The organism is Streptomyces sp. NPDC088762, from assembly GCF_044750905.1.
GTDB lineage: Bacteria > Actinomycetota > Actinomycetes > Streptomycetales > Streptomycetaceae > Streptomyces.
The window spans coordinates 1-25,107 of record NZ_JBIVKT010000026.1 but is presented as its reverse complement, the minus strand read 5'-3'; the positions used below and the strand labels follow the sequence as shown (position 1 = coordinate 25,107).

General features: G+C 71.4%; 28 protein-coding genes. 11 read left to right on the top strand and 17 right to left on the bottom strand.

Annotation, left to right across the window (positions count from 1 at the left end; all coding sequences use genetic code 11):
• The first annotated feature begins 52 nt into the window (after positions 1-52).
• Both ACIP5M_RS35010 and ACIP5M_RS35005 read left to right on the top strand, forming a co-directional pair.
• Positions 53-466 (top strand): ATP-binding protein, encoded by a 414-nt coding sequence (locus tag ACIP5M_RS35010; RefSeq protein ID WP_401204871.1) that lies wholly within the window; start codon positions 53-55, stop codon positions 464-466.
• Positions 467-514: 48 nt separating this feature from the next.
• A complete protein-coding gene (locus ACIP5M_RS35005) occupies positions 515-856 on the top strand; it encodes a hypothetical protein (RefSeq protein WP_401204868.1) in 342 nt (113 codons plus the stop codon).
• A gap of 15 nt (positions 857-871) precedes the next feature.
• On the opposite strand, the gene ACIP5M_RS35000 is transcribed toward ACIP5M_RS35005, so the two are convergent.
• Positions 872-1,606: a hypothetical protein gene (locus ACIP5M_RS35000; protein WP_401204865.1), complete on the bottom strand. Its 735-nt coding sequence runs from the start codon at positions 1,604-1,606 to the stop codon at positions 872-874.
• Positions 1,607-1,749: 143 nt separating this feature from the next.
• Here ACIP5M_RS35000 and hemB point away from each other — a divergent pair, with 143 nt between their 5' ends.
• The 3 genes from hemB (at position 1,750) to ACIP5M_RS34985 (ending at position 4,344) form a co-directional block, all read left to right on the top strand.
• A complete protein-coding gene (gene hemB, locus ACIP5M_RS34995) occupies positions 1,750-2,751 on the top strand; it encodes a porphobilinogen synthase (RefSeq protein WP_401204863.1) in 1,002 nt (333 codons plus the stop codon).
• 79 nt (positions 2,752-2,830) lie between these two features.
• Entirely contained in the window at positions 2,831-4,000 is a 1,170-nt protein-coding gene (locus tag ACIP5M_RS34990) for a preprotein translocase subunit SecY (RefSeq protein ID WP_401204860.1), read from the top strand.
• 71 nt (positions 4,001-4,071) lie between these two features.
• On the top strand, positions 4,072-4,344 hold the full coding sequence (locus ACIP5M_RS34985; RefSeq protein WP_401204857.1) for a DUF1876 domain-containing protein: 273 nt from the start codon (positions 4,072-4,074) through the stop codon (positions 4,342-4,344).
• 45 nt (positions 4,345-4,389) lie between these two features.
• Here the strand turns inward: ACIP5M_RS34985 and ACIP5M_RS34980 are convergent, their stop codons facing one another.
• Positions 4,390-5,136 carry an ABC transporter permease gene (locus ACIP5M_RS34980; RefSeq protein ID WP_401204855.1) on the bottom strand — a complete coding sequence of 249 codons (747 nt, stop codon included), beginning with the start codon at positions 5,134-5,136 and terminating at the stop codon, positions 4,390-4,392.
• The gene (locus ACIP5M_RS34975; RefSeq protein ID WP_401204853.1) at positions 5,133-6,134 is read right to left on the bottom strand and encodes an ATP-binding cassette domain-containing protein; all 1,002 of its coding nucleotides are present in this window, start codon (positions 6,132-6,134) and stop codon (positions 5,133-5,135) included. The genes ACIP5M_RS34980 and ACIP5M_RS34975 overlap by 4 nt, the downstream gene beginning before the upstream one ends.
• 103 nt (positions 6,135-6,237) lie before the next feature.
• Here ACIP5M_RS34975 and ACIP5M_RS34970 point away from each other — a divergent pair, with 103 nt between their 5' ends.
• The gene (locus tag ACIP5M_RS34970) at positions 6,238-7,002 is read left to right on the top strand and encodes a TetR/AcrR family transcriptional regulator (RefSeq protein ID WP_401204850.1); all 765 of its coding nucleotides are present in this window, start codon (positions 6,238-6,240) and stop codon (positions 7,000-7,002) included.
• Between the two features lies 1 nt (position 7,003).
• On the opposite strand, the gene ACIP5M_RS34965 is transcribed toward ACIP5M_RS34970, so the two are convergent.
• The 3 genes from ACIP5M_RS34965 to ACIP5M_RS34955 form a co-directional block, all read right to left on the bottom strand.
• On the bottom strand, positions 7,004-7,705 hold the full coding sequence (locus ACIP5M_RS34965; protein WP_401204847.1) for a septum formation family protein: 702 nt from the start codon (positions 7,703-7,705) through the stop codon (positions 7,004-7,006).
• A gap of 96 nt (positions 7,706-7,801) precedes the next feature.
• Complete coding sequence (locus ACIP5M_RS34960) at positions 7,802-8,770, bottom strand: hypothetical protein (RefSeq protein WP_401204844.1); 969 nt, start codon at positions 8,768-8,770, stop codon at positions 7,802-7,804.
• A gap of 106 nt (positions 8,771-8,876) precedes the next feature.
• Positions 8,877-9,272, bottom strand: a complete 396-nt coding sequence (locus ACIP5M_RS34955) for a hypothetical protein (RefSeq protein WP_401204841.1) — start codon at positions 9,270-9,272, stop codon at positions 8,877-8,879.
• A gap of 445 nt (positions 9,273-9,717) precedes the next feature.
• Here ACIP5M_RS34955 and ACIP5M_RS34950 point away from each other — a divergent pair, with 445 nt between their 5' ends.
• Positions 9,718-9,975, top strand: coding sequence for a hypothetical protein (locus tag ACIP5M_RS34950; RefSeq protein ID WP_401204839.1), 258 nt, complete (start codon positions 9,718-9,720; stop codon positions 9,973-9,975).
• Positions 9,976-10,085: 110 nt separating this feature from the next.
• Here the strand turns inward: ACIP5M_RS34950 and ACIP5M_RS34945 are convergent, their stop codons facing one another.
• The 3 genes from ACIP5M_RS34945 to argS form a co-directional block, all read right to left on the bottom strand.
• Entirely contained in the window at positions 10,086-10,886 is an 801-nt protein-coding gene (locus ACIP5M_RS34945; RefSeq protein ID WP_401204922.1) for a VOC family protein, read from the bottom strand.
• A gap of 51 nt (positions 10,887-10,937) precedes the next feature.
• Positions 10,938-11,420: a DUF3995 domain-containing protein gene (locus ACIP5M_RS34940; protein WP_401204837.1), complete on the bottom strand. Its 483-nt coding sequence runs from the start codon at positions 11,418-11,420 to the stop codon at positions 10,938-10,940.
• Positions 11,421-11,662: 242 nt separating this feature from the next.
• Positions 11,663-13,429 (bottom strand): arginine--tRNA ligase, encoded by a 1,767-nt coding sequence (argS, locus tag ACIP5M_RS34935; protein WP_401204835.1) that lies wholly within the window; start codon positions 13,427-13,429, stop codon positions 11,663-11,665.
• Between the two features lie 131 nt (positions 13,430-13,560).
• On the opposite strand from argS, the gene lysS reads away from it, so the two are divergent.
• A complete protein-coding gene (gene lysS, locus ACIP5M_RS34930) occupies positions 13,561-15,324 on the top strand; it encodes a lysine--tRNA ligase (RefSeq protein WP_401204832.1) in 1,764 nt (587 codons plus the stop codon).
• A 110-nt stretch (positions 15,325-15,434) separates the two neighbouring features.
• On the opposite strand, the gene ACIP5M_RS34925 is transcribed toward lysS, so the two are convergent.
• The 3 genes from ACIP5M_RS34925 to ACIP5M_RS34915 all read right to left on the bottom strand — a co-directional run bounded on the left by ACIP5M_RS34925 (position 15,435) and on the right by ACIP5M_RS34915 (position 18,542).
• Positions 15,435-16,754: a DUF2637 domain-containing protein gene (locus ACIP5M_RS34925; RefSeq protein WP_401204829.1), complete on the bottom strand. Its 1,320-nt coding sequence runs from the start codon at positions 16,752-16,754 to the stop codon at positions 15,435-15,437.
• A gap of 119 nt (positions 16,755-16,873) precedes the next feature.
• Complete coding sequence (locus tag ACIP5M_RS34920) at positions 16,874-17,602, bottom strand: DUF3558 family protein (RefSeq protein WP_401204827.1); 729 nt, start codon at positions 17,600-17,602, stop codon at positions 16,874-16,876.
• A gap of 115 nt (positions 17,603-17,717) precedes the next feature.
• Positions 17,718-18,542: a DUF3558 domain-containing protein gene (locus tag ACIP5M_RS34915; RefSeq protein ID WP_401204824.1), complete on the bottom strand. Its 825-nt coding sequence runs from the start codon at positions 18,540-18,542 to the stop codon at positions 17,718-17,720.
• A gap of 168 nt (positions 18,543-18,710) precedes the next feature.
• Here ACIP5M_RS34915 and ACIP5M_RS34910 point away from each other — a divergent pair, with 168 nt between their 5' ends.
• On the top strand, positions 18,711-19,904 hold the full coding sequence (locus ACIP5M_RS34910; RefSeq protein WP_401204821.1) for an RtcB family protein: 1,194 nt from the start codon (positions 18,711-18,713) through the stop codon (positions 19,902-19,904).
• Positions 19,905-19,983: 79 nt separating this feature from the next.
• Here ACIP5M_RS34910 and ACIP5M_RS34905 read toward each other — a convergent pair whose 3' ends face one another.
• Together ACIP5M_RS34905 and ACIP5M_RS34900 are read right to left on the bottom strand one after the other, a co-directional pair.
• Complete coding sequence (locus tag ACIP5M_RS34905; protein ID WP_401204818.1) at positions 19,984-20,556, bottom strand: Uma2 family endonuclease; 573 nt, start codon at positions 20,554-20,556, stop codon at positions 19,984-19,986.
• A 162-nt stretch (positions 20,557-20,718) separates the two neighbouring features.
• A complete protein-coding gene (locus ACIP5M_RS34900) occupies positions 20,719-21,435 on the bottom strand; it encodes a hypothetical protein (RefSeq protein WP_401204817.1) in 717 nt (238 codons plus the stop codon).
• A 274-nt stretch (positions 21,436-21,709) separates the two neighbouring features.
• Between ACIP5M_RS34900 and ACIP5M_RS34895 the strand changes: the two genes are divergently transcribed.
• On the top strand, positions 21,710-22,384 hold the full coding sequence (locus tag ACIP5M_RS34895) for a polysaccharide deacetylase family protein (RefSeq protein ID WP_401204814.1): 675 nt from the start codon (positions 21,710-21,712) through the stop codon (positions 22,382-22,384).
• A gap of 9 nt (positions 22,385-22,393) precedes the next feature.
• Here ACIP5M_RS34895 and ACIP5M_RS34890 read toward each other — a convergent pair whose 3' ends face one another.
• The 3 genes from ACIP5M_RS34890 to ACIP5M_RS34880 all read right to left on the bottom strand — a co-directional run bounded on the left by ACIP5M_RS34890 (position 22,394) and on the right by ACIP5M_RS34880 (position 24,376).
• On the bottom strand, positions 22,394-23,149 hold the full coding sequence (locus tag ACIP5M_RS34890; RefSeq protein ID WP_401204812.1) for a hypothetical protein: 756 nt from the start codon (positions 23,147-23,149) through the stop codon (positions 22,394-22,396).
• 63 nt (positions 23,150-23,212) lie between these two features.
• Positions 23,213-23,977, bottom strand: coding sequence for an SDR family NAD(P)-dependent oxidoreductase (locus tag ACIP5M_RS34885; protein WP_401204809.1), 765 nt, complete (start codon positions 23,975-23,977; stop codon positions 23,213-23,215).
• Between the two features lie 63 nt (positions 23,978-24,040).
• Complete coding sequence (locus tag ACIP5M_RS34880; RefSeq protein ID WP_401204806.1) at positions 24,041-24,376, bottom strand: YnfA family protein; 336 nt, start codon at positions 24,374-24,376, stop codon at positions 24,041-24,043.
• Positions 24,377-24,484: 108 nt separating this feature from the next.
• Here ACIP5M_RS34880 and ACIP5M_RS34875 point away from each other — a divergent pair, with 108 nt between their 5' ends.
• Complete coding sequence (locus ACIP5M_RS34875; RefSeq protein WP_401204803.1) at positions 24,485-24,979, top strand: hypothetical protein; 495 nt, start codon at positions 24,485-24,487, stop codon at positions 24,977-24,979.
• The last annotated feature ends 128 nt before the right edge of the window (positions 24,980-25,107 follow it).

Sequence of the window (25,107 nt, the reverse complement as noted above, 5' to 3'; positions counted from 1 at the left end):
GTACGGGTTACCGGTCTCGCCCACGCTAGTCACGCACCGCGACGATCGCCCTGTGAACGTGGAAATCCAACCCGCCCTGCTGCGCGAGCGGTTCTACCCCCGCAGCCGGCAAAGCATCCGCTCTGCCAGGCAGTTCACGGCAGTGACACTGCACGCGTGGGGTGTCACATGCCGCCGCGACGACGTGTTGCTCTGCGTGAGCGAGCTGGCGACCAACGCCCTGCTGCACGGGGTCCCGCCCGGCCGCGGCTACCGGCTGCGGCTGCTGCGGTTCGGGGACGCGGTCCGCGTCGAGGTGCACGACAGCGGGGGCGGGCGGCCGCGTGTGGAGGACCGGGATCCGGGGGCGGAGGGCGGGCGGGGGCTGCTGCTGGTCGCCGCCGTCGCGGACCGGTGGGGGGTCGGGGTGCGGGTGCCGGGGAAGGTGGTGTGGTGCGAGTTCGGGCTCGTACCCAGGCGGGATTGAGTAGCTGTGCGGATCCGGGGACCCTCGCGGTCGGGGTTGGGTGTCCCCATGAACGAGATCGACCGCGACCGCCGGGCCTTCATCGCACCGCTGGCCTCCACCGTGCTGACGCTGCCGCTGGCCTTCCTGTCGCTGCTGTACGCGGGGCTGTCCCCGATGGCCTGCGACTCCTGCAACGGGCAGACGGCCGACGCCTTCGACGCGAGCTTCGAGACCGCCTTTCCCATGTTCCTGGCGGGGCTGGTGACCGTGCTGGTGCTGCTGGTGTGGTGCTGGGCCCTGCCGTGGCGGACGCACAACGCCGCCCGGCGCGTCGGGATCGCGGTGGCCGCGCCGGCCGTGGTGCTGCTGAACGCGGCGGTGTTCTGGGCCCTGCTCGACCTGCCGTAGATCCGGGGCGGGGTCTCAGCTCTGGGCCTGCTGCAGGAGGGAGACCTGCTGGGCGATCAGGCCGGCCGGGAAGTCGTGCGGGTCGAGGCCTCCGACCGACAGTTTGGTGAAGGTCGCGACGACCCTTCCCGTGCGGACCACCGTGTACTGGGTCACGTGAGCGCCCATCTCGCTTGGGGCGGTGATGTCGAACTGGACGGCTTCGTCCCCGAGTCGCGGGGCGGCGGCGACGGTGACCGTGCCCCTGTAGATCATGGCCGGGGCCGGCGCCGGGGTCTCGAAGTACCGGCAGGTGTTCAGTCCCTCGCGGATCTGTGCGAACGCCGCCACCGCGCCGGAGTTCCCGTACGAGGCGAGGGTGGAGCCGCCGCCGCTCACGTCGTTCTTCCAGTTGAAGGTCTGCACCGCCACGGCCGGCGTGGGGCGGGAGGGCTGCCGGGCATGGGCGGCCGCCAGCATCTGCGCGCAGGCCGGGTCGGACGGCTCGGATTTCGGGTCGGCGGTCCGGGGCTTGCGGACCGAGACCGGGTGCCCGTACGAGTCCGCGCTCTCCTCTCCCGGCAGGGCGGCCGCCACAAGTTGTTCCGCGGTCAGCGGGCGGCTCGCGGAAGCAGCCGGAGCCGCAGGGGCCGCCGAGGTGGGCTCGGACGCCGGCTTCCCGGGTTCCGTCCCGCAGCCGACGAGAGTCAGGGCGGCGACGGCCCCCAGGGCGGGCAGGCCGAAAGGCCGTCGTGCAAGGCGTATCGGCATGCTCTGTCCTCGGGAACCGTACGGATGACCAGGCGGACGGTACCGGCCGCGGCAGACCTTCACCAGGGCTTCCCACCTGTCGGGACTCCGACAGGCCCTAGGCTTGTGCCGACTGCTGTCGATGCTCGAAGAGGCGACTGAAGATGAGCGCGTACGGATCCTTCCCCGGCTCGCGGCCCCGCCGGCTGCGCACCACCCCGGCGATGCGGCGGATGGTCGCGGAGAACCGGCTGCACCCCTCGGACCTGATCCTCCCGGCGTTCGTGCGCGAGGGCATCAGCGAGCCCCTGCCGATCTCGGCGATGCCGGGCGTGGTCCAGCACACGCGGGACACGCTGCGGAAGGCGGCCGTGGAGGCGGTCGAGGCGGGCGTCGCGGGGATCATGCTCTTCGGGGTCCCGGCGGACGAGAACAAGGACGCGCTGGGCACGGCGGGCACCGAGCCGGACGGCATCCTGCAGGTCGCGATCCGCGACGTGAAGGCCGAGGTCGGCGACGACCTCGTCATCATGTCGGACCTGTGCCTCGACGAGTACACGGACCACGGGCACTGCGGGGTCCTGGACGAGCACGGCCGCGTCGACAACGACGCCACCCTGGAGCGGTACGCGGAGATGGCGCAGGTCCAGGCGGACGCGGGCGTCCACGTGGTCGGGCCCAGCGGGATGATGGACGGCCAGGTCGGCGTCATCCGCGACGCGCTCGACGAGACCGGGCACGAGGACGTCTCCATCCTCGCCTACACGGCCAAGTACTCCTCCGCCTTCTACGGGCCCTTCCGGGAGGCGGTCGCCTCCAGCCTCCAGGGTGACCGCAAGACCTACCAGCAGGACCCGGCGAACGCCCGGGAGTCGCTGCGCGAGCTGGCCCTGGACCTGGAGGAGGGCGCCGACATGGTCATGGTCAAGCCGGCCGGTCCCTACCTCGACATCCTCTACCGCGTCGCGCAGGCGGTGGACGTGCCGGTGGCCGCGTACCAGATCAGCGGTGAGTTCGCGATGATCGAGGCGGCGGCGGAGAAGGGCTGGATCGAGCGCGACCGGGCGATCCTGGAGACCCTGCTCGGCATCAAGCGGGCCGGCGCCGACACGATCCTCACCTACTGGGCCACCGAGGTGGCGGGCTGGCTGCGCGAGGCCCGCTGAGGTCCCGGCGGCAACCGTGACCCCCAACCGGTTCGTCCTCGAGGCCGGTTGGGCAAGGTGACGGTGGAGGTGGGGGCTCTTGTCCGGATGGGTGCGCGCGTTACGGGTTCCGTCGACGAGGAAGCGGCTGCTGGTCACGCTGGGCGCGGTGTTGATGTTCCGGCTGGGGCAGAACCTGCCGCTGCCGGGGGTGGACGGGCCGGTCGGCCCGGGCGGGCTGCTCGACCTGGTCACCGGCGGCGGATTGCGGGCGCCCGCGGTCCTCGCGCTGGGCGTCGTCCCGCTGTACGCCGCGCGCGTCCTCACCTCGGTGCTGACCGTGCTGGTCCCGCGGATGCGGGCGCTGAAGGCGTACGAGGACCGGGAGGGCGGGAGCGCGGTCGGGCGGTTCACCCGCTACCTCACCGTCGGGCTCGGCGCCCTCGGGGGCGTGGCGGTGGTGGTCGCGGCGGATGCGGGCCGGCTCTTTCCGGACGGGGTCGCCGCGGTGGCCTGCATGACCGCCGGGACCGCGCTCACCCTGCGGCTGGCCGAGTGGATCGGTGACCGCGGACTCGGCGCCGGGATGTCCCTGCTCTTCCTGACCCAGGTCGCGGCCGTCCTTCCGGGCCAGGCGTACGCCGCGGGAGGCGTTCCGGCCCTGGCCGTCGTACCGGCCGTGGCCCTGGTCGTCGTCCTGGCCGTCGTCACGGCCCGGCAGGCCAAGCGGAACGTCCCGGTGCAGCGCGCGAAGAGAATGATGGGCCGCTGGCCGCACCCCACGGACACCGTCCACATCCCCATCCGGTTCGACCAGGCCGGCTACAACCCGATGGTCTGGGCCTCCCTCGCGGTGTTCGTACCGGCGTGGGTGTGGGACCTGGGCGGCCCCTGGTACCTCGCGGCCGCCTTCGTGGCCGTCGTCCTCGGCATGTACCTCTGCGCGCTGCGGGTGCTCGACCCCGAGAAGGTGGCCGGTGACCTCCGGCGGCAAGGCGGTTTCGTCCCGGGCATCGAGCCGGGCAGGCCGACCGCCGCCTACCTCGGCCACGTCCGCGCGCGGATGGCCTGGTGGAACGGCCTGTACTCCGGGGTGATCGTGCTGCTCCCGATGGTGGCGCTGGCCGTGCTGGGCATCGGGGCCCGGGACCCGCTGAACGCTCCGGGGATCCTGGTGGCCGCCGGCCTCTCGATGATCGTCTCCAGGGACGTCGCCCAGCAGGTCGAGAGCTCCTTCCTCGAGGAGAGGTACGCGGCCTTCCTGCGCTAGCCAGCGCTCGCGTACGGGGCATCGTGGGCGCACCCTGGAAGTCAAAGGGTGACCCCTGGAGGTGATGCACCATGGCCACGCTGGTCGGGTGGCATGTGGAGCTGGAGTTCACCGAGGAAGGCCACCGCACGAGTGCGGCGGCCATGGTCAGGCTCGGTGACGGTACTGAGGTGAAGGCGCGCGGCTACGCCCTGCGTCACCCGTCCGACCCGGAGCAGCTGCGGGTCGGAGAGGAGATCGCGGGAGCCCGTGCGCTCATGGATCTCGCGTCGCAGCTGCTGACGAAGGCACACGGTGAGATCGACGAGGTGACGGGCCGGCACTCGTATCCGCTGAGCCACTGAGCCACCTCCGCGGCAGGGCGGTCCGGGCCGTGCTCGGGCCGCCCGCTACCGCGTCCGGCGGCGGAAGAGGACGGCCGTCAGGGCGACGGCGAGGACCGTGATGGCCGCGCACCAGGCCAGGGCGATCCAGGGAGCGTGGCCGGCGGGCCGGTCCAGGAGCAGGGCGCGGAGGGATTCGATCACCGGGGTCAGCGGCTGGTGGTCGGCGAAGCCGTGGAGCCAGCCCGGCATGGTGTCGATCGGCACGAAGGCGCTGGACGGGTAGGGCAGGAACATCATCAGGAACGTGAACCCGCCCGCGCCCTCGGGGGACTTGGCGAGCAGACCGAGGGCCGCGGCCAGCCAGGAGATCGCCGTGATGTAGGCGGTGAGCAGGCCGGCGGCGGCGAGGAAGCCGGGCGCGCCGGCCTGGGGGCGGAAGCCGATGGCGAGGGCGACGGCGAGGACCAGGGTGGTGGAGAGCAGGTTGCGCGCGACCGAGGCGGTGACGTGCCCGGACAGGATCGGGATGCCGCCGATGTCCAGGGAGCGGAAGCGGTCGATGACGCCGCTGCGCATGTCGTCGGCGACGCTGACGGCGGTGCTCGCCGCGCCGAAGCCCGCGCAGAGCAGCATGGCTCCCGGGACGACGTAGGTCACGTACGCGGTGCCGGTGTCGATGGCCCCGCCGAAGAAGTAGACGAAGATCAGCATCAGCATGACGGGCAGCATCAGCGCGGCGATCAGGGCGTCGGGGCGGCGGCTGCTGATGCGCAGGCTGCGGCCGGCGAGGGAGAGGGCGGCGGTGCTCATGGGGCGGCTCCCGTCAGGGTGAGGAACACGTCGTCGAGGGTGGCGCTGCGGACCGCGAAGCGGTCGACGGTGGTGCGGGCCGGGTCGAGTTCGTCGAGCAGGGCGCGGACGTGGGCGGCGGTGCCGTCGGTGGGCAGTCCGAGGGTGAGCTCGTCGGGGGCGTGGTGGACGGCGCGCGGGGCGAGCGCGTCGTAGGCGGCCCGGGTGGCGAGGGTCAGGTCGAGCCGGTGTCCGGCGACGCGGGACTTCAGTTCGGCCGGGGTGCCCTCGGCGGCGATCCGCCCGTCGGAGAGGACGGCGACGCGGTCGGCGAGCCGGTCGGCCTCCTCCAGGTACTGGGTGGTGAGCAGGACGGTCGTGCCGTCGGCGCGCAGTTCCCGTACGAGGTCCCACAGGTCCTGGCGGCTGCGCGGGTCGAGGCCGGTGGTGGGTTCGTCGAGGAAGAGCACCTCGGGGCGGCCGACCAGGCTGGCGGCCAGGTCCAGGCGGCGGCGCGTGCCGCCCGAGTACGTCTTCGCGGTGCGCCCGGCGACCTCGGCGAGCCCGAAGCGGTCGAGCAGCTCGTCGGCGCGGGTGCGGGCGGCGCGCGGGGAGAGCCCGGACAGCCGGCCCATCATGCGGAGGGTCTCGGTGCCGGTCTGGAGCTCGTCGACGGCCGCGAACTGCCCGGCGAGGCTGATGCGTTCGCGGACGCGGGCGCGGTCGGCGGTGATGTCGTGGCCGGCGACGCGGGCGGTGCCCGAGCCGGGGTCGGGCGTGGTGAGGGTGGCGAGGAGGCGGACGACGGTGGTCTTGCCGGCGCCGTTGGGGCCCAGGAGGGCGAGGACGCTGCCGCGGGGGACGGCGAGGTCCAGGCCGTCCAGGACGCGGAGGTCGCCGTAGGACTTGACGAGGCCGGAGGCGTGGATGCCGAGGTCGGCGGCGAGGCCGGGTTCGGCGCGGACGCCGAGTCCGGCGTGGACGCCACGTTCGGTGCGATCCAGGTCGTACGTGGTCATCGGGACCACGCTCCCTTCTGCGTATGGGTTACGCGCTTCTGCGTAAGTAATACACAGACCTAGGATGTGGGTCAATCGGGAAATGGCGGAGGGAGGGGCGGCGATGCCGGACGAGGACAGTGGCACGGGACTCCCCGCGAGCCTGGAAATGGCCTGGGGCCTGCGGGAACGCCCCGGCAAGGGCCCGCGTCCGACGCTGACGCTGGCGAGGATCGTGGACGCCGCCGTCGCGCTGGCGGCCGGTGAGGGCATGGACGCCGTCTCCATGGGCCGCGTCGCCAAGGAGCTGGGCGTCTCGACGATGTCCCTCTACCGCTACGTGACCGCGAAGGAAGAGCTCTACATCCTGATGGCGGACGCGGGCGTCGGCACCCCGCCCGCGCCCACCGGCGGGGAAGGGGCGGGCTGGCGCGAGCTGCTCTCGGAGTGGGCGTACGCGCAGCGGGCGGTCCTGATGGCCAACTCCTGGATCCTGCGCATCCCCATCACGGCCCCGCCCGCCACGCCGAACCAGCTGGCCTGGATGGAACGCGGGCTCGCGGCGCTGGCCGGCACGGGCCTGGAGGAGGGCGAGAAGCTCTCGACGATCATCCTGATCGGTGGCCTCGTACGGAACGAGGCCACCATGGCCGCGGACATGATGGACGCCATCGTCAAGGCCGGGCTCTCACCGGACCAGGTACTGGGCCAGTACGTACGCACGCTGCACCTGCTGACCACTCCGCAGACGCACCCGGCCCTGACGCGGCTGCTGGAATCCTCCGCGTTCGGCGGATCCGGCGAGCCGGACTTCCAGTTCCGCTTCGCCCTGGACCGCCTGCTGGACGGCCTGGCCGAGCTGATCGGCGCCCGCTCGTCAGACGGGTGACTCAGGAGCCGGGGGCGCGGACCGAGCCGGTGCTGGAGCCGCTGCTGTCGGTCAGGACGCAGGTGACCTCGTGGTCGCCCTGGTCCCAGCTCCCGGACTTCGGGTAGTAGTAGGAGGTCCTCATCGTCTGGGGCAGCTTCGCGGCGTCGCCCACGTAGTCGGTGAGCAAGGTGCCGCCGCACTTGTCGTCGGCGAGGGCGATGATTTTCTCCGTGCCCGGGTACGGCCCGTCCTCCAGGTCGAAGACGGCGTAGGCCTCCCCCTCGTGCGGCTGCTCGCAGGGCACGATGCGTACCGAGGGGGCGGCCTCGCCGCCGGTGCCTTCGGTGTGCTCCGTGAGGTCGTCTTCCGTGTCGAAACAGTCCCCCGTGCGGATGTCGTGCACGTCGCTGGTGCCCGGGCCGGTGACCTGGCCGCTCTCGTCGCGCTTCGGGCCGCTGTCCAGCACTCCCAGGCCTCCGAGGCCCACCACGAGCACGAGGGCCACGCCCTGGATGACGATGGCCGCGATGGCGAAGCCCTTGCCCTTCTCGCCACGGTTGCGGATCTGTGAGAGGGCGATGAAGGCCAGGATCAGCGGGATCAGCGGCACGCAGACGAGCGACGCGACGAACGCCACGACGGCCAGCACGTTCGTCTTCTGCGACGGCGGCGGGGCCGGTGCGTGCCAGCCCAGCGGATACGGCTCAGGTGGTAGGGACATGCGCGTTGCGCTCCTTGCACGGAGGGGAAGACGCAACCAACAGGTCGTTCATTTCACGCTAACCCCGAGCCCGGGGGAGCGCCTGGCGAAGGCGCCCTAGCCCGCGGCGGTGAGGGAGGCGGCGAGGCGCAGGCGTTCGTCGAGCTGCTTCTTCACGCGGTCCAGGGTTTCGGCGTTCTGTTCCACCAGCCGCTTCTGGTAGGCGACTTCGACCGTGTACCAGGTGCCCACCAGGTTGGTCTGCTTCTTGCAGTCCACGTCCTGCTTCGCGATGGCGATGGCCTGCGGGCCGCCGATGTTGGTCTCGTTGATGCCGGGTGGCGGGTCCAGCGGGGTGCTCATGGTGTAACCGTGCTTCGCCATGCACGCGCTCCAGGCCCGGGTCGCGGTGCGGACCCGGCTGTCCTCGCGGGAGCGGCCGAAGGCCTCGAAGCCGATGTTCTGCGGAACCATCTGGTCCACGGTGTCCTTGGACGGGTTGTACAGCTTGAGGGCGCTCTCGCGCAGGCAGCCGCCCGCCGGGACCTTCTGGCCGCCGACGGCCGTGGTCGCCACGTCGGACCCCTCCGCCTCCTCCTGGCTCATCGGGACCGGCTTGGAGGGGTCGACTTCCAGCCCGTGCAGCACCAGCTGCTCGTTGGCGCCGAGGGGCGGCTGCGGCGGCCGCTGGGTGGCCTTCGCCGCCGGGTTCTCGTAGCCGGTCCGCTCGGCCTGGGCGGCGTCGGAGATCCCGTAGCGCCGCTCGTTGTCCTTCCTGGCGGCCGGGTCGGCCTGGCGGCGCAGCCCGTAGCGGAAGCCGTAGCGCTGCATGCACCGGTCGACGAGGACGTCCTGCGCCTGGTCGAGCAGGCCGCGCCGTTGCGCGTCCGGGATGTACGGATCCAGGGGGAAGGCGAGGTCCCGGCTTTCGAGCAGCTGCGGTACGGAGCCGATGACGGGCTCCTTGGCCACGTCGCCGCCGGCGCCGCCGTCCGGTGCCGAGCAGCCGGCCAGCAGGAGCGTCAGTACGGCTGCGGAGGCTGCCAGCGCGGGCAGTGCGGGCAGTGCGGGACGCGGCGGGGGCATGGTGACTCCGTGGGGCGGGGACGCGGGCGGGGAGGGCGGGTGGACGGGTGGTGTGGGGGGAGGCAGTTCCGCTGCGGCGGCGGACGGCGGAACTGCCGTCGTCCGCCTAGAAGTAGAAGGCCGAGGAGATCGTGTTGGTGAAGGTCGAGGTGGTGTTGCCCCGCGCGCCGGCCGGGATGGTGGCCGTGTAGCCCTGGCCCCCGAAGCCGGTGTAGATCTTCCAGTCGTAGGTGTCCCTGTTCAGGTACGACTCCGTGTAGTTGTCGACGAGCTGATTGGCACAGCTCTGGCTGCCCTTGAAGAAGTCGTCGCCGAAGTTGATGTCGTTGCCGTAGAGGTCGAAGACCGAGTCGGTCTGGTTCTTGTAGCAGAACAGGCCGAACTCCCCGCTGGTGAGCCAGCCGTCCTTCTCCGTGGCGGAGGCGGGGCCGGCACCTATGCACAGGGCGGCGAGGACCAGGCCGGCAGCGGTGGCGGCGCGCAGTGAATTGCGAAGCTTCATCGGGAATGCCCTTCATTCACGTCGTCGGGTCTTGAGATTGGGATTTCGGCCATGGCGGGGGAGTGGGCGCCGACCGCGGAGAAGTCGATCACGCGCGCACGGTTGCCGCAACTGCCTCTGAGTTCAAGGTTCTTGGGGATTGTTTGGTCTATTGTGCGAAGACACAAGGTCGCCTAGGAGGCTTGCTGTGTCACGTCGATGGGCCCGTTCCCTGGCCGTCCCGGCTCTTGTCGCCCTCCCGCTCCTGCTGGCCGGCTGTTCCGGTGGGGATTCCGCTTCGGCCGCGCCGCCGCCTTCCTCTCCGTCGTCGGCCGCGCCCTCCATGGAGGTGTCCGAGCCGCCGAAGCGGTCCAAAGGCACGGTCCTTCCCGAGATGGCGCCCTTTTTCCAGTGCATCAAGGAAAAGGGCCTGCCGATGAAGGACACCCCCTCCGGGATTCCGGTTGTGGATGATTCCCAGGCGGATCCGGAGAAGATCCGGGAAGCGGAAGAGGCCTGCCAAAGCCTCGTACCGGAGAAGCCCGTGACCCCGGAACAGCACACGGCGGCCGCGGAGTTCACCGCCTGCATGCGGGCCAACGGCATTGCCGAGTTCCCCGACCCCGATCCGAAGACCGCCCGGCACGACTACGAGCGGCTCGGCGTCAAGGGGACCACGCAGGGGGACGCCGCCATGAAGGCGTGCGCGGGCAAACGCGGGTGACGCCCGCCGAGGCTCCACCGCGGCTCTGACGAAGCTCCACCGCACACACACGCCGGCGCTCTGCGCGGGCGGGACCGACGGAGCGGCCCCGCCCGGCCGGGGAACGCCTCCTACGCGGGCTGCTCGGGCGGGGTCGAGCCCGTGATGACCGAGAAGGTGCCGCCCTGCGGGTCGGCGAGGACCGCCATCCGGCCCGCCGCCATGTCGAAGGCCGGGGCCATGACACTGCCCCCGGCCCGTTCGACGGCGGCCTGGGCCTCGTCGACGCCGTCCACGTGGAAGTACGGCATCCAGTGCGGCGGCACGCCGGGCGACAGCTTGGCCAGGTCCATCATCCCGGCCACCGCGCGCCCGTCCACCTTGAACTCGGTGTACTCCTCGGCGCCCGGCACGGTGGAGCGGGCCGTGGTGACGGGCAGGACGGCGGTGTAGAAGGCGGCCGCGGCAGGGACGTCGGGGGTGTTCAGCTCGTTCCAGATGAGGGCGCCGTGCTCGTTGACGATGCCCGCGCCGTCGAAGCTGCCCGGCTGCCACAGGCCTACGGCGGCGCCGGTCGGGTCGGTGACGATGGCCATCCGGCCCAGGTCCATGACGTCCACCGGGCCCATCACGACCGAACCTCCGGCGTCGGTGACGGCCTTGAGGGCGCCGTCCACGTTGTCGGTGGACAGGTAGGTGTTCCACGCGGTCGGCGGCATCGGATCGGGCACGCTGCCGTCCGGGTTGGACGCCTTCATGATCCCGGCGACCGGCTTGCCCTTGAGGAGGCACACCGAGTACCCGCCGGTCTCCGGCGGCCCGATCTCCCCCTGCCAGCCGAAGAGGTCGCAGTAGAAGTCGAGTGCCGCCTGCTGGTCCGGGACCATCAGGTCGATCCAGCAGGGCGTGCCGGGCTTGTAGGGGCCGTTCATGTCGGGCACGGGGAGCCTCCGGGTGGGGCTGGGGGAAGGACGGGCCGTCCCCTACCCGGCCCGCCGGGCCCGAACCGGGCCGAACGGGCGACGCCCGGCGCCGGCCGGTACGAGCGCCAGGCGGGCCGCCGCCCAGCCGAAGCCGAGGCACGCCGGGGTGTAGAGCGCGAGGTTGAGGACGTGGAAGGGGCTGTCCGGCGGACTGTCGAGCACCCCGGCGGCCCACCCCAGCCCCGCCAGGGCCCGTACGCCCATCCCGGCGGCCACGGCCCCGGTGACGGCCCGCGTGACCATCCCGCCGCGCCCGCGGGAGTGGGCGAGTACGGCGGCCGCCCCGCCCAGGGTCAGCGCGGCCAGCGGCAGGACGGTGGGAGGCGCGAAGGAGGTCTCGATGCCGAGGACGGCGAGCGACAGCGCCCGGCTGTCGGCGGCGGGCCAGGTCGCCCCGGTGGCCCAGTACAGGTGCAACAGCCCGTCGGCGGCGAGCAGTCCGGCCAGCGCGAGCCCGCTGCGGTGTCGTGTCGTGGTCTCCATGTGAAAAGAGAGGGGACCCCCGGGGGAAACATTCCCTGTGGGCCCCGTCACACGGGTGGCGCCTCGGCTCAGGCGGTGGTGCGGTGACGGCGACCGGTGCCGGCGACCGGTGCCGGCGACCAGGGCCAGAGCCACGCCCGCGCCACCGAGGGCCCAGGTGGTGGCCGCGTCGGCGCCGAATCGCCAACGGCCCCGGCAGCAGCTGCCGGGGCCGTTGGCCGTATGCGCGGAGGGTGGAGAGGTCAGAGCTTTTCGGGGGTCCGGATGCCGAGGAGGGACATGCCCTTGCTGAGGGTGCGGGCGGTCAGCTCGCACAGGAACAGGCGGTTCTCGCCGACGACCTGCTCCGGCTCCGGCTTGATGACCGGGCACTCGGTGTAGAACGTCGTAAACAGGGAGGAGAGCTGGTAGAGGTACGCGGCCACCTTGTGCGGGGCGTGCTCCGCGGCCGCCTCCGCGATCAGCTCGCCGAAACCGTCCAGGTGCAGACCCAGCGCCCGCTCCGACGGCGCCAGCTCCAGCTCCGGGTGGGCGACCGGCTTGCGGTCGCCCGCCTTGCGCAGGATGGAGCGGATACGGGCGTACGCGTACTGGAGGTACACGGAGGTGTCGCCGTTCAGCGAGACCATCTGGTCCAGGTCGAACTTGTAGTCGCGGGCGGCGGAGGTGGAGAGGTCCGCGTACTTGACCGCGCCGATGCCGACGTACTGGCCGTTCTCGACGATCTCCGCCTCGGTCAGGCCCACCTTCTCGGCCTTCTCCCGGACGACGGCCGTCGCCCGCTCGACGGCCTCGTCGAGGAGGTCGACCAGCCGGACCGTCTCGCCCTCACGGGTCTTGAACGGCTTGCCGTCCTTGCCGAGGACGGTGCCGAAAGCCAGCTGGACGGCCTTGACCTCGTCGTTCAGCCAGCCGGCCCGGCGGGCCGTCTCGAAGACCATCTTGAAGTGCAGGGACTGCCGCGCGTCGACCACGTAGATCAGCTCGGTCGCACCCAGCTTGCCCACCCGGTCGCGGATCGCGGAGAGGTCGGTGGCGGCGTAGCCGAAGCCGCCGTCCGACTTCTGCACGATCAGCGGGGTCGGGTTGCCGTCCGGGCCCTTGACGTCCTCGAAGAACACGCACAGCGCGCCGTTGGAGCGGACGGCGACGCCCGACTCCTCCAGCAGCCTGCACGTCTCGACCAGCATGTCGTTGTAACCGGACTCGCCGACCACGTCGGGGTCCTGGATGTCCATGTCCAGCTTGTTGAAGACGGAGTAGAAGTAGATCTTCGACTCGTCCACGAACCGCTGCCACAGCGCCAGCGTCTCCGGCTCGCCCGCCTGGAGGTCCACCACCCGGGCCCGGGCCCGCGTCTTGAACTCCTCGTCGGAGTCGAAGAGCGCGCGCGAGGCCTTGTAGAGGCGGTTGAGGTTCGACATCGCCTCTTCGCCCGAGACCTCGTCCGACTTGTGGTCCAGCTCGTGCGGGTGCTCCAGCAGGTACTGGATGAGCATGCCGAACTGGGTGCCCCAGTCGCCGATGTGGTGGCGGCGGATCACCTTCTCGCCCGTGAACTCCAGGATCTCCACCATCGCCGCGCCGATCACGGCGGACCGCAGGTGCCCGACGTGCATCTCCTTGGCCACGTTCGGCTGGGCGTAGTCGATCACCGTGGTGCCCGGGTTCGCCGCGAGCGGCACGCCGAGGCGGTCGTCGCCGGCCCGCGCCGCGAGGGTCTCGATGATCGCCTTGTCGGCGACCGTGATGTTGAGGAAGCCGGGGCCCGAGACCTCGATCTCCCGGATCAGGTCACCGGTCGGGATGCCTTCGACCACGGTCGTCGCCAGCTCGCGCGGGTTGGCCTTGGCCTTCTTCGCGAGCGCCAGGATGCCGTTGGCCTGGAAGTCGGCCCGGTCGCTTCGTCGCAGCAGCGGGTCGGCGGCACCGGCCTCCGGCAGGGCGGAGGCGAGGGCGTCCGCGACGCGCTGATTGACGGAGGAAGCGAGGGAAGGGACCGAGGCCATGAGCTGCCGTTCCTGTGAGGTTGTGCCTGATGCTGCACTTGGGTGTTCCGACAAGTGCCGAGTATCCCATGCGGGGCCCTGCGGTTTCGCGGGAGAAAACAACCGCGGAGCGGCTTCTCACGTCTGGGAGAATGGCTGAAGCCAGCATTCGAGTAGAAGGACGTGTCGTGGCTCAGAGCAGCACCGAGACCGACTGGGTCTCCCGTTTCGCGGACGAGGTCATCGCCGAGGCGGAGCGCCGAGCACCCGGCAAACCTGTCGTCGTCGCGTCCGGCCTGTCCCCCTCCGGCCCGATCCACCTGGGCAACCTCCGCGAGGTCATGACCCCGCACCTGGTCGCGGACGAGATCCGCCGCCGGGGCCACGAGGTCCGCCACCTGATCTCCTGGGACGACTACGACCGCTACCGCAAGGTGCCCGCGGGCGTTCCCGGCATCGACGAGTCGTGGGCCCAGCACATCGGCAAGCCGCTGACCTCCGTCCCCGCCCCGGCCGGTTCCGCGTACCCGAACTGGGCCGAGCACTTCAAGGCCGCCTTCGTCGAAGCGCTGGCCGAGATGGGCGTCGAGTACGACCCGATCAGCCAGACCGAGCAGTACACCTCGGGCGCCTACCGCGAGCAGGTCCTGTTCGCGATGAAGCACCGCGGCGACATCGACGCCGTCCTCGACCAGTACCGCACCAAGCAGAAGCCGGGCGGCAAGAAGCCCCAGCAGAAGCCGGTCGACGCGGCCGAGCTGGAGGCCGCCGAGGGCTCCGGCGCCGCCGCCGAGGACGACGGCAGCTCCGGCGAGGGCGGGTACTTCCCGTACAAGCCGTACTGCGGCGAATGCGGCAAGGACTTCACCAAGGTCACCTCGTACGACGACGAGACGACCGAGATGACCTACGTCTGCACCGAGGACGAGTTCACCGAGACGGTCAAGCTCAGCGAGTTCAACCGCGGCAAGCTGGTCTGGAAGGTCGACTGGCCGATGCGCTGGGCCTTCGAGGGCGTGATCTTCGAGCCGTCCGGCGTCGACCACTCCTCGCCCGGCTCGTCCTTCCAGGTCGGCGGGCAGATCGTGCACATCTTCGGCGGCGAGCAGCCGATCGGACCGATGTACGCGTTCGTCGGCATCAGCGGCATGGCGAAGATGTCCTCCAGCAAGGGCGGGGTCCCGACCCCGGCCGACGCGCTGAAGATCATGGAGCCGCAGCTGCTGCGCTGGCTGTACGCCCGCCGCCGCCCGAACCAGTCCTTCAAGATCGCCTTCGACCAGGAGATCCAGCGGCTCTACGACGAGTGGGACAAGCTGGAGGCCAAGGTCGCCGACGGCTCCGTGCTGCCCGCCGACGCCGCCGCGCACAGCCGTGCCGTGCGCACCGCCGCCGGCGAGCTGCCGCGCACGCCGCGCCCGATGGCGTACCGGACCCTCGCGTCCGTCGTCGACATCACCGCCGGGCACGACGAGCAGACCCTGCGCATCCTGAGCGACCTGGAGCCCGAGAAGCCGCTGACCTCGCTCGACGAGGTACGGCCTCGCCTGGACCGCGCGGAGAACTGGATCACCACCCAGGTCCCCGCCGACCAGCGGACCCTCGTGCGCGAGGAGGCCGACGTAGAGCTGCTGTCCTCGCTGGACGAGGAGGGCCGCGAGTCCCTGCGGCTGCTGCTGGAGGGACTGGACTCGCACTGGTCGCTCGACGGGCTGACCACGCTGGTCTACGGCGTCCCGAAGGTCATGGCGGGCCTGGAGCCCGACGCCAAGCCGACGCCGGAGCTCAAGGTCGCGCAGCGCACCTTCTTCGCGCTGCTGTACCGGCTCCTCGTGACCCGGGAGACCGGGCCGCGACTGCCCACGCTGCTGCTGGCGGTGGGCGCGGACCGGGTGCGCAAGCTGCTCGCGGTCTGAGCGGTCTGAGCGTCTGAGCGGGCTGCGCCGCCTGCGCCGTCCGCGCCGCGTGACATGTGAAAGGGCCCGCACCCTCCGGGGTGCGGGCCCTTTCACATGTCCGGATGCCGCTAGGCGATGTGCTCGTTCTCGAGGTCCGACTGGTAGCGCTGCTTCAGGTCCGGCATCATGCGGCGGATCATCGAGGCGCTGCGCGGGTGCACCACCCCGTGCCGGTCCGAGAGGTGTATGTCCACCTGCTCCGGGGTCGGGAACTGGGAGTGCTCGTCGATGAACGCCCGGAAGACCTCGTAGGCGACCTCCGCGAACTTCACCTCGTCGATGTCCGGCGCGGCCTCCTCCGGGCGGGGGCCCGGCATCGGCAGCTCCTGCTGGTGCGGGAGGTGCTCCTCCGGCTCCGGGCCCGTCGGGGGCATCACCGGGGTCGGCTCCAGGCCCTCCACCACGTGGGGGTGGTAGCCGCCCTCGTACGCCGCCTGCGGGGCCCGCGGCGCGGCGAACCAGGCGCTGTTGTGCGCGGCCGGCATCGCGGTCGGTTCCACCGCGAAGGGGGCCGGGGCCGTGACGGCGGGCTCGGGGAGCCCCACCGGCTGGGCCGCGGCGGCCGCTGCCCCCGCCGCCGGCTGCCCGGGCGCCGGCTGCGGCTCGGCGCCCGCGGGGAGCGCCGGGCCGGCGCCGGACCCGGCGAGAGCGGCCGTACCGTCCTGCGGCCCGGACGGCAGTGCCTCCGACGCGGGCGGCAGCAACGCCGGGCTGATGCCCGCCGCCGCCAGCCCCTCCGGCGCCGTCTGGGCGAGCGGGACGCCGATACGGGCCAGCCGCAGCGGCATCAGGGCCTCCACCGGAGCCTTCCGCCGCCACGCACGCCCGTAGCGCGCCTGGAGCCGCGCCTGGTAGATCAGCCGATCCTGCTCCATGCCGACCGCCTGCTCGTAGGAGCGCAGCTCCCACAGCTTCATCCGGCGCCACAGCTTGAAGGTGGGGACGGGGGACAGGAGCCAGCGCGTGATGCGGACCCCCTCCATGTGCCGGTCCGCGGTGATGTCCGCGATGCGGCCCACCGCGTGCCGGGCCGCCTCCACCGTGACCACGAACAGGATCGGGATCACGGCGTGCATGCCCACACCCAGCGGGTCGGGCCAGGCCGCCGCGCCGTTGAAGGCGATCGTGGCGATCGTCAGCAGCCACGCCGTCTGGCGCAGCAGCGGGAAGGGGATGCGGATCCACGTCAGCAGCAGGTCCAGCGCGAGCAGGACGCAGATGCCCGCGTCGATGCCGATCGGGAACACCAGCGAGAAGCTGCCGAAGCCTTTCTGCAGGGCGAGGGCGCGCACCGCGGCGTACGAGCCCGCGAAGCCGATGCCCGCGATGACGACGGCTCCGGCGACCACGACGCCGATGAGTATCCGGTGCGTACGAGTCAGCTGCATCGCCGCCACTCGTGATCCCCTCCCCTTGCCGAGCACTTACCGAAGCACTGACCGAGCCTTTGCCAAGCTGCGGCAGGCACAGCGTACGGGTGACCCGGTGTCAGTGCTTCCGCAGGCTCCTACTGCTTGTTGGCGCCGTCCACCGAGGCCACGGCCTCCTTCGCCGCGGCGATGGCGTCCTGGAGCAGCTTCGCCTGGTCCGGGGCGCCGGCGCCCTCGTAGGCCGCACCGTTGTAGTCGAGCGTCACGACCACGTTCTGGCTGCGCGCCACGATCGTCGTGTTGAAGAAGTCGACGTCCTTCTTCACGCTGTAGACGACCGACGTCCCCTGGTCACCGATGCCGCCCGCCTCCTCCGCCTTGAGGTTCTGCGCGCCCTCGGTCACCTTCGCGGCCTCGACCTGCTTGGTGTACTGCTCCTCCGCGCGCTTGTTGGCGCTGCCGAGGGAGGCGTGCGAGTCGTAGCGGAAGAGGGAGAGCGACAGCCAGCGGTACTGCGAGCCCTTCAGGCCGTCCTCGTCGAGACCGTTCCAGGAACAGCTGGCGCGGCTGGCCAGGTCGTTGGACTTCGTCGCCGTGCCGTTCTTGTCCTTCGCCTCCGGCACCAGGGTGTCGATCGTGCCGGTCTGGAGCGCCTTGCAGGGGTCGGGCAGCGTGGCGTACGCCGCCTTCTCCAGGGTCGGGGAGGGCTTCCCGCTGGGCTTGGCCGACGAGGAGGAATCGGACTTCTTGCCGCCGTCCGAGCCCGAGGCCTTGCCCGAATCGGACGAGCAACCGGCGACGGCGAGGATCACCGGGACCGCTGCGCAGGCGAGAACGCGGGTGAGGCGCGAGGCTGATCGGTGCATGGTTCCTTCAGTACGTGTGTGGGTCTGCTTCGAACGCGTGGACCCGGGCAACGGTAGCCCGATCGGGTGGCGGCCTGCTGTGCGCGCCGTCACCCGGGGGCGCCGGGCGCCCCGCTCACTCGTTGAGACGCTCGACCAGAGACTGCGCCAACTGCCGTACCTTCTCCTGGGTTTCACCGCTCGGCGGGATGGCGCCGGGCAGCGCCGGCTGCACGCTGTACTCGAGCGTGACGATGACATTCGAGGTACGGAACACAATCCGCACGGTGCGCGCCTGCGCCGCGGTGGCACCGGCCGGGCTCAGCTTGTCCTCCAGGAACGCCTCGTTCCCTAGGCCCTCCAGCACGCGCGAGCCGAGCTCGGGAGAAGCGGAGGGGCTGGCGCCGGGGGTGGACGTGCCGGAGGGCGCGGCCGGCGGGGGCGGGGCCGCGGTGGTCTGGGAGGGCGCCGGGTTCGGGGTGCCGGTGGTGACCGGGCCGGGGAAGGGCAGCTTCGCGTCGGTGAGCCGGCGCACGTACACCTGGCGCGCCTTGTCGTCGTCGCTGGCGGTGGCCCGGTCGTACGAGACCACGCGCTCGAAGCCGACCGACAGCAGCCGCGTCTCCTCGGGCGTCTGTGCGGTCCAGCGGCAGCCGACGTGCCGGTCGCCGTCGTACGAGGCGTCCGCGACGCCCGCGTAGAGCTGGTCGCGCTGCTCGGGCGTGAGCGAGTCGGCGGCCGGGAGCATGCCCTTGAGCCGCTTGCTGTCGACGCCGGCCTTGCAGGGGGCGGGCAGGCTGCGGTACTTCCCGGGCTGGGCGGGCGCCGCCTGGCTGCCGCCGGCCTTCGAGTCGCTGGTGTCGCCGCCCTTGCCGCCGCTGCTGCACCCGGCGGCACCGGCCGCGAGCGCGGTCAGCATCGCGATGCCTGGCAGGACACGCCGTACCGCCTTGCGCTGCACGATCACTGGCTCCCCTCCGGAAAATGCGTTGCCGCGGTTCCGACGCGGATGGGAACAATGTCTATCGCACACGCTGGTGCCGGCGCCGGTCCCCTGTCGCATTTGGGGTCAAGAGCGAGGCTTTTGCGTTTTGACTCTTTTCTGCTGGTTTCGGGGGATCATTTTCATATGTCGTACGTAGAGGTACCCGGGGCGAAGGTCCCGATCCGGATGTGGACGGATCCGGCGTCGGTCGAGGACGGCGCGATGCAGCAGCTCCGCAACGTCGCCACCCTTCCCTGGATCAAGGGCCTGGCCGTCATGCCGGACGTGCATTACGGCAAGGGCGCCACGGTCGGCTCGGTGATCGCGATGAAGGACGCGGTCTGCCCGGCGGCGGTGGGCGTGGACATCGGCTGCGGCATGTCGGCGGTGAAGACCTCCCTCACGGCGAACGACCTGCCGGGGGACCTGTCGAAGCTGCGGTCGCGCATCGAGCAGGCGATTCCGGTGGGGGCCGGGATGCATCGGGAGCCGGTGGATCCGGCGCGGCTTTACGGGTTCCGGGAGGCGGGGTTCGGGGACCTGTGGGAGCGGTTCGACTACGTCGCGGATGCGGTGAAGTACCGGCGGGACCGGGCGATGCGGCAGATGGGTAGCCTTGGCCAAGGAAACCACTTCTGTGAGGTCTGCATCGATACGTCCGGTTCCGTGTGGCTCATGCTGCACTCGGGCTCGCGCAACATCGGCAACGAGCTCGCGGACTTCCACATCAACGTGGCCCGTGGCCTGTCGCACAACCAGGGCCTCGTGGACCGGGACCTGGCGGTCTTCCTCGCGGCCACACCCGAGATGGAGGCGTACCGGAACGACCTCTTCTGGGCGCAGGAGTACGCGAAGTACAACAGGGCCGTGATGATGAGCCTGTTCAAGGAGGTGTTCCGGAAGGAGTTCCGGAAGGCGAAGGTCTCCTTCGACCGCGAGATCAGCTGCCACCACAACTACGTGGCGGAGGAGCGGTACGACGGCATGGACCTGCTGGTCACCCGCAAGGGCGCGATCCGCGCCGGCAGCGGTGACTACGGGATCATCCCGGGCTCCATGGGCACGGGCTCGTACATCGTGAAGGGTCTCGGCAACGAGAAGTCCTTCAACTCGGCCTCGCACGGAGCGGGCCGGAAGATGAGCCGGACGGCGGCGAAGAAGAGGTTCTCGGCGCGCGACCTGGCGGAGCAGACCCGGGGCGTGGAGTGCCGCAAGGACTCGGGCGTCGTGGACGAGATCCCGGGCGCGTACAAGTCGATCGAGCAGGTCATCGACCAGCAGACGGACCTGGTCGAGGTCGTGGCCAAGCTCAAGCAGGTCATCTGCGTCAAGGGCTGAACCGCCGGGCGCACGGGGCGGGGGAGTGCGAGGGGTCCGGAGCGTCTGTGACGGTCCGGGCCCCCTCCGTGTGAAGCCGTCAGTCGAGCAACATGTCCACCGGGAGTTCGAGGGACACCCCGAGGTGGTCGGGAAGCCGGAGTGATGTGCCGCGCTTGAAGGTCCTGCGCAGGCGATAGGACGTTCCGCGGGGATCCGTGTACATCACGACTTCGTCGTGGTGCCGGTCGGCGACGATGTAGACGGGGACGTCCGCCTTGGCGTAGCTCTCCACTTTGGTGCCGATGTCGTCTGCCCAGTTCGAGGAGGTGACCTCCAGGATCATGCGGAAGACGTCCGGTCGGTAGCAGTTCTTGACCACCTTGTGGTCCAGGAAGTCCGCCTCGACGAGCGAGAAGTCCGGGACGGCGTAGTCGTCCTCGCCGGTGGGCAGCCAGATTCCGATGCCCTGGAGGAATTCCAGACCCGCCTTTTCGGCTCCGGCCTCATGGAACGCCACGGTGAGCCGTGTCAGGGTGCGGGCGTGTCGCCCGTCGGCAGGTGGTGTCACGGTGAGCCTCCCCTGGAGAATCTCCACTCGGTGCCCGGGAAGCTCCCTGGAGAGTCGATCGGCGGCCTCCGCGATCGTGGTCTCGTGCTGCATCACGGCCATAGCTTCCTCCCTTTCGTGACCCACGCTTTCGGAGCGTAGCCGCGGCCGCGGACCATCGGCTCGACTTCACCCGTACGGGCCCGAATCCGGCCCGGCACGCACGTGTGCCGTGCCCGGGAGGGTCCGGGCACGGCACAGGCGTTTCAGCGGGGTCCTGAGGGGTCAGGGGCGCTTGGTCTTCTTCGCGAACCCGCCGGTGGCGTCCGGGGTGAAGCCGACGGCGTTCCAGCTGGAGGCCGAGCAGTCGATTTCGTTGCCTTCGGACCCGCACACGAGCTCGTACACGGTTCCGTCGCGGGTCTGAACCTTGAAGATCGTCGGGTTGCCGTTCCCGGAGCTGACCGCGGCGGAGCAGACCGTGCTCCGGTCGGTGGGGTAGCCGGGGCGGAGGCTGAGGTTCTGGCGGTTGTAGGGAAGGGTCACGGGGCCGGGAGCGGCCACGGGGCCGACCCGGTGGCCGCCGAAGGCGGTCCCGTCGACCAGGAAGATGCTGATTTCCTCGTTGCCGGTCTGATTGACCGAGTCGACGTCGTTGCCGCACTCGTCTCGACCGTCGCGGCCGTCACGCCCGTCGCGTCCGTCCCGGCCGGGCTCTCCGGGCGGTCCGGGGATGCCGCCCTTGTCTTCACACTTGTCGTGGTTGCCGCCGACCCGGGCGTCGGGGCCCTCGTCGGAACGGTAGTCCTCCTCGCACTCGTCGCCGCCTCGTGCGTCTGCCGACGTCACCGGGGCCGGCTGCGGCGTGGCGAGGGCCGCCTGGGCGGGGGTGGCGAAGCCGAGCACCGCGATTGCCATCGATGCCACCGCACCGCCGGCGAGCCACTTGTTCTGCCGCGCCAGCGGACCCATACCGGACGGCGTCCTTTGCTCAGGACTCATGTGTGTTGCTCCTCGTGGAACCGTTGGGTTGTCCTTGAGGCACGAAGCGCCTCGTCACGCATGGTTGGGCCTGCGGGCGCCGCACGACGGGAGGCGCGAGTTCCGATCATCAGATCGGAGTCAGATGTGGAGCCGATCAGACGATGTGCTGTTTGCGAGCGTCCGGAGGCCTCGCGTCCGCATGGCTCCTGTGGTGGTGCGCCTGGTGAGGGAGTCAACTCCCGGATTCAGCACTGGGGTTGACGCTGTGGATGGTCTAGACCAAGGTGGGCGCATGTGGAGATCTCGCGTGCTTGTCGCCGCGCTCGCGTCGTTGTCGCTCGCCCTCGGGGCCGCCGGGTCCGCCCAGGCGCGGGCCGGGCTGCCGCCCGTCGTGTCGCACGTGCCGACCTCGGAGAAGGTCGTGTTCCTCACCATCGACGACGGCTGGAACCACGATCCGGAAGCCGCCCGGATCCTGCTGGAGAAGCGGGTGCCGGTCTCGTTGTTCCTGCTGCCGGGCGCGACCTCGTACGACACCGGCTACTTCACCGCGCTCACCGAGCAGGGCCGCGCCACGGTGGAGAACCACACCGTGAACCACCCGGACCTGACCACGCTCGACGCCGCCGGCAAGGACGCCGAGGTGTGCGGGGCCGGGGAGCAGCTGCAGGCCGCCTTCGGGCGGACGCCGAAGCTGCTGCGGCCGCCGTACGGGGCGGTCGACGACGACGTGCGGCTCGCGGCCAAGGCGTGCGGGGTGAAGGCCCTGGTGACGTGGACGTACGAATTCACCACCTGGGGCGCGACGCCGCCGACGCCGGAGCTGAAGGCCGGGGACATCGTGCTGCTGCACTTCACGCCGACCCTGGCCGCGGATCTGGAGCGGGCGCTGGGCGCGGCGAGGGCAGCGGGGCTGAAGCCCGCGGCCCTCATGCCGCACCTGAGGACGGCCGGCCTGGTTCCGTAGCGGAACGGGCTAGCGAACGCCGCCGGCGGCCTGCTGTCGCCGGTAGCGGTCGAACTGCCAGGCCGTGAACGCCACCACCGGTACGGCGACCGCGGGGACCACCCACCACGGGACGCCGAGCAGGAAGGCGGCGTACGCCACGCCGAAGCTGACCACCGCCGTGGCGATGAGCAGCGGCTTTCCGAGCGAGCGCCAGGTGTAGGGCCCGTATCCGCGAGGCCCGGCCGACAGCAGCATCACCCCGAACCACAGCGCGATGGCCGCGAGGAGGCCGGTGAAGGTGCCGAGGCCGGCTGTCATCTGGGCCTCGTCGCGGGGCTCGTCGGTGGTGCTCTGCCGGACGCCGTCCTTGGCGAGCGTCATGACGGCGCCCCGCCAGACGGTCCCGGTCACCTGGTCTCCCGGGCGGAGTTCCCGGAGCAGCGGCCCCGGGTCACCGAAGTCCACGGGCCCGTTCCAGAAGGGTGCGCCGGACAGCGTCGCCACATAGCTGGAGCGGCTCCTTGACGGCTCGTTCCGCGTCGCGTCGACGGTGAAGGAGAGCGTGCGCACGCAGTTCTCCCGCTCGCGCGCCGGCGGGTCGGCGGGGCACGGCTGGGCCGCCGTGTAGTCCTGGTACGACCGGATGTCGCCCCGCAGCTGCACGGCGAACGCGAAATAGCAGACCAGGGCCGGGACCAGCGACACCAGCAGCAGCCACGCGCCGGTGGCCCGTACCCCCACCGCGGGTCCACCCGGTATGTGCCCTGCCGTCGTTTCCGTCATGGCGCGCCTCCCCCTGGCCTTCGCTACGGCTCCATTCAGCCACAGGAGTGCACGCCGGGGAGGCTAAAGCTCGCGATGGACCTTCGTGTTCGAGGCCTGGGCGCGGGGGCGGACCACCAGGAGGTCGATGTTGACGTGGCTGGGGCGGGTGACCGCCCAGGTGACGGTGTCGGCGACGTCGTCGGCGGAGAGGGGTTCGGCGACGCCCGCGTAGACCTTCTCGGCCTTCTCCGCGTCACCGCGGAAGCGGGTCTTCGCGAACTCCTCGGTCTTGACCATGCCGGGGGCGATCTCGATGACGCGCACCGGCCGGCCGACGATCTCCAGGCGGAGGGTCTCGGCGAGGACGCGGGCGCCGTTCTTGGCGGCGACGTAGCCGGCGCCGCCCTCGTACGTGGAGTGGCCGGCGGTGGAGGACAGGACGACCACCGTGCCGTCGCCGGAGGCGGTGATCGCCGGGAGCAGGGCCTGGGTGACGTTGAGGGCGCCGATGACGTTGACCTCGTACATGGTGCGCCAGTCCGCGGGGTCGCCGGTGGCGACGGGCTCGGCTCCGATGGCGCCGCCGGCGTTGTTGACCAGTACGTCACACCGGTCGAGCGAGGCCGCGAACGCGTCGACGGCGGCGCGGTCGGTGACGTCGAGGGCGTGGGCGGTGGCCCGCAGGCCCGCTGCGGTGAGCTCGGCGGCGAGGGCCTCGATGCGGTCCTTGCGGCGGGCGGTGAGGACGACGTGGAAGCCGGCCGCGGCGAGCTGCCGGGCGGTGGCGGCGCCGATGCCGCTGCTCGCTCCGGTGACTACGGCGGTTCGGATGGCGGCCGTGCTCATGTGCGGGCTCCTCGTTCGTTCGTACGGTCGATTCCCCGCCAGCATAGGCGGGTGCGGGCCGGCTCAGCGGCCGCGCGGGGCGTACATGATCACGGCCATGCCGGCGAGGCAGACGAGGGCGCCGGCGACGTCCCAGCGGTCGGGGCGGTAGCCGTCGGCGACTGCGCCCCAGGCGAGGGATCCGGCGACGAATACCCCGCCGTAGGCGGCGAGGACGCGGGCGAAGTCGCCTTGGGGCTGGAGGGTGGCGACGAATCCGTAGAGGCCGAGGGCGATGACCCCGGCGCCGATCCAGGCCCAGCCCTTGTGCTCGCGCACGCCTTGCCAGACGAGCCAGGCGCCGCCGATCTCCAGGACGGCGGCGAGGGCGAAGAGGGCGGCGGAGCGGGCGATGAGCATGGCCGGAAGCCTACGGGCGAATGGGGGATCGGCCCGCCCTCATTCGTGTGATGGTCCGATTCGGAGGGGCGCGGTGGGGCTTAGCGTCCGCGCGTGGAGGTGGTGGCGATGCGCCGTGTTGCCGTACGGAGTGTGGTGCTGGCCGGGCTGCTGGTGCTCGCGGGGGCGTTGCCCGCGGGGGCCGATGCGGGGCCGTTGCCCGCGGGGCCCGATGCGGGGGTGGAGGCCGACGTGGCGTACCACGGGCGGGTGCACCTGGCCGGGGAGCGGCTGCGGATCTGGCTGGTCCCGGCGAACGACGGCCCGGCGGCGCTGCCGAACGCGACGGTGCGCGTGCGGCTGTCGGCCGAGCTGGCCGACCGGCAGGAGCTGTCGGGGGGATGCGCGCGGGCGGGGCTGCGGGAGGTGGTGTGCGAGACGGGGCCGCTGCCGGCGCACGGGCGGGGCCGGCACATCGGACTGGTGCTGGGGCTGCGGGAACCCGTGTCGGAGGTGGTGGTGCGGGTGGACACGTGGTGGAACGGTGGGGCGTCGGACCGGAACCTGGCGAACAACGAGCATGTGGTGCTGGCGCTGGCCACGGGGGACGCGTACGCCTTCTAGCCGCCCTTGCCGTGTCTCCGCCCCGGCCCCCCGCGCCTCAATCGCCGGCGGGGCTGGGTGGTGCCCCCGGGGCGGGGCCCCGATCCCCGGGCGGGGTGCGGTTCGCCTCAAACGCCGGCGGGGCTGGG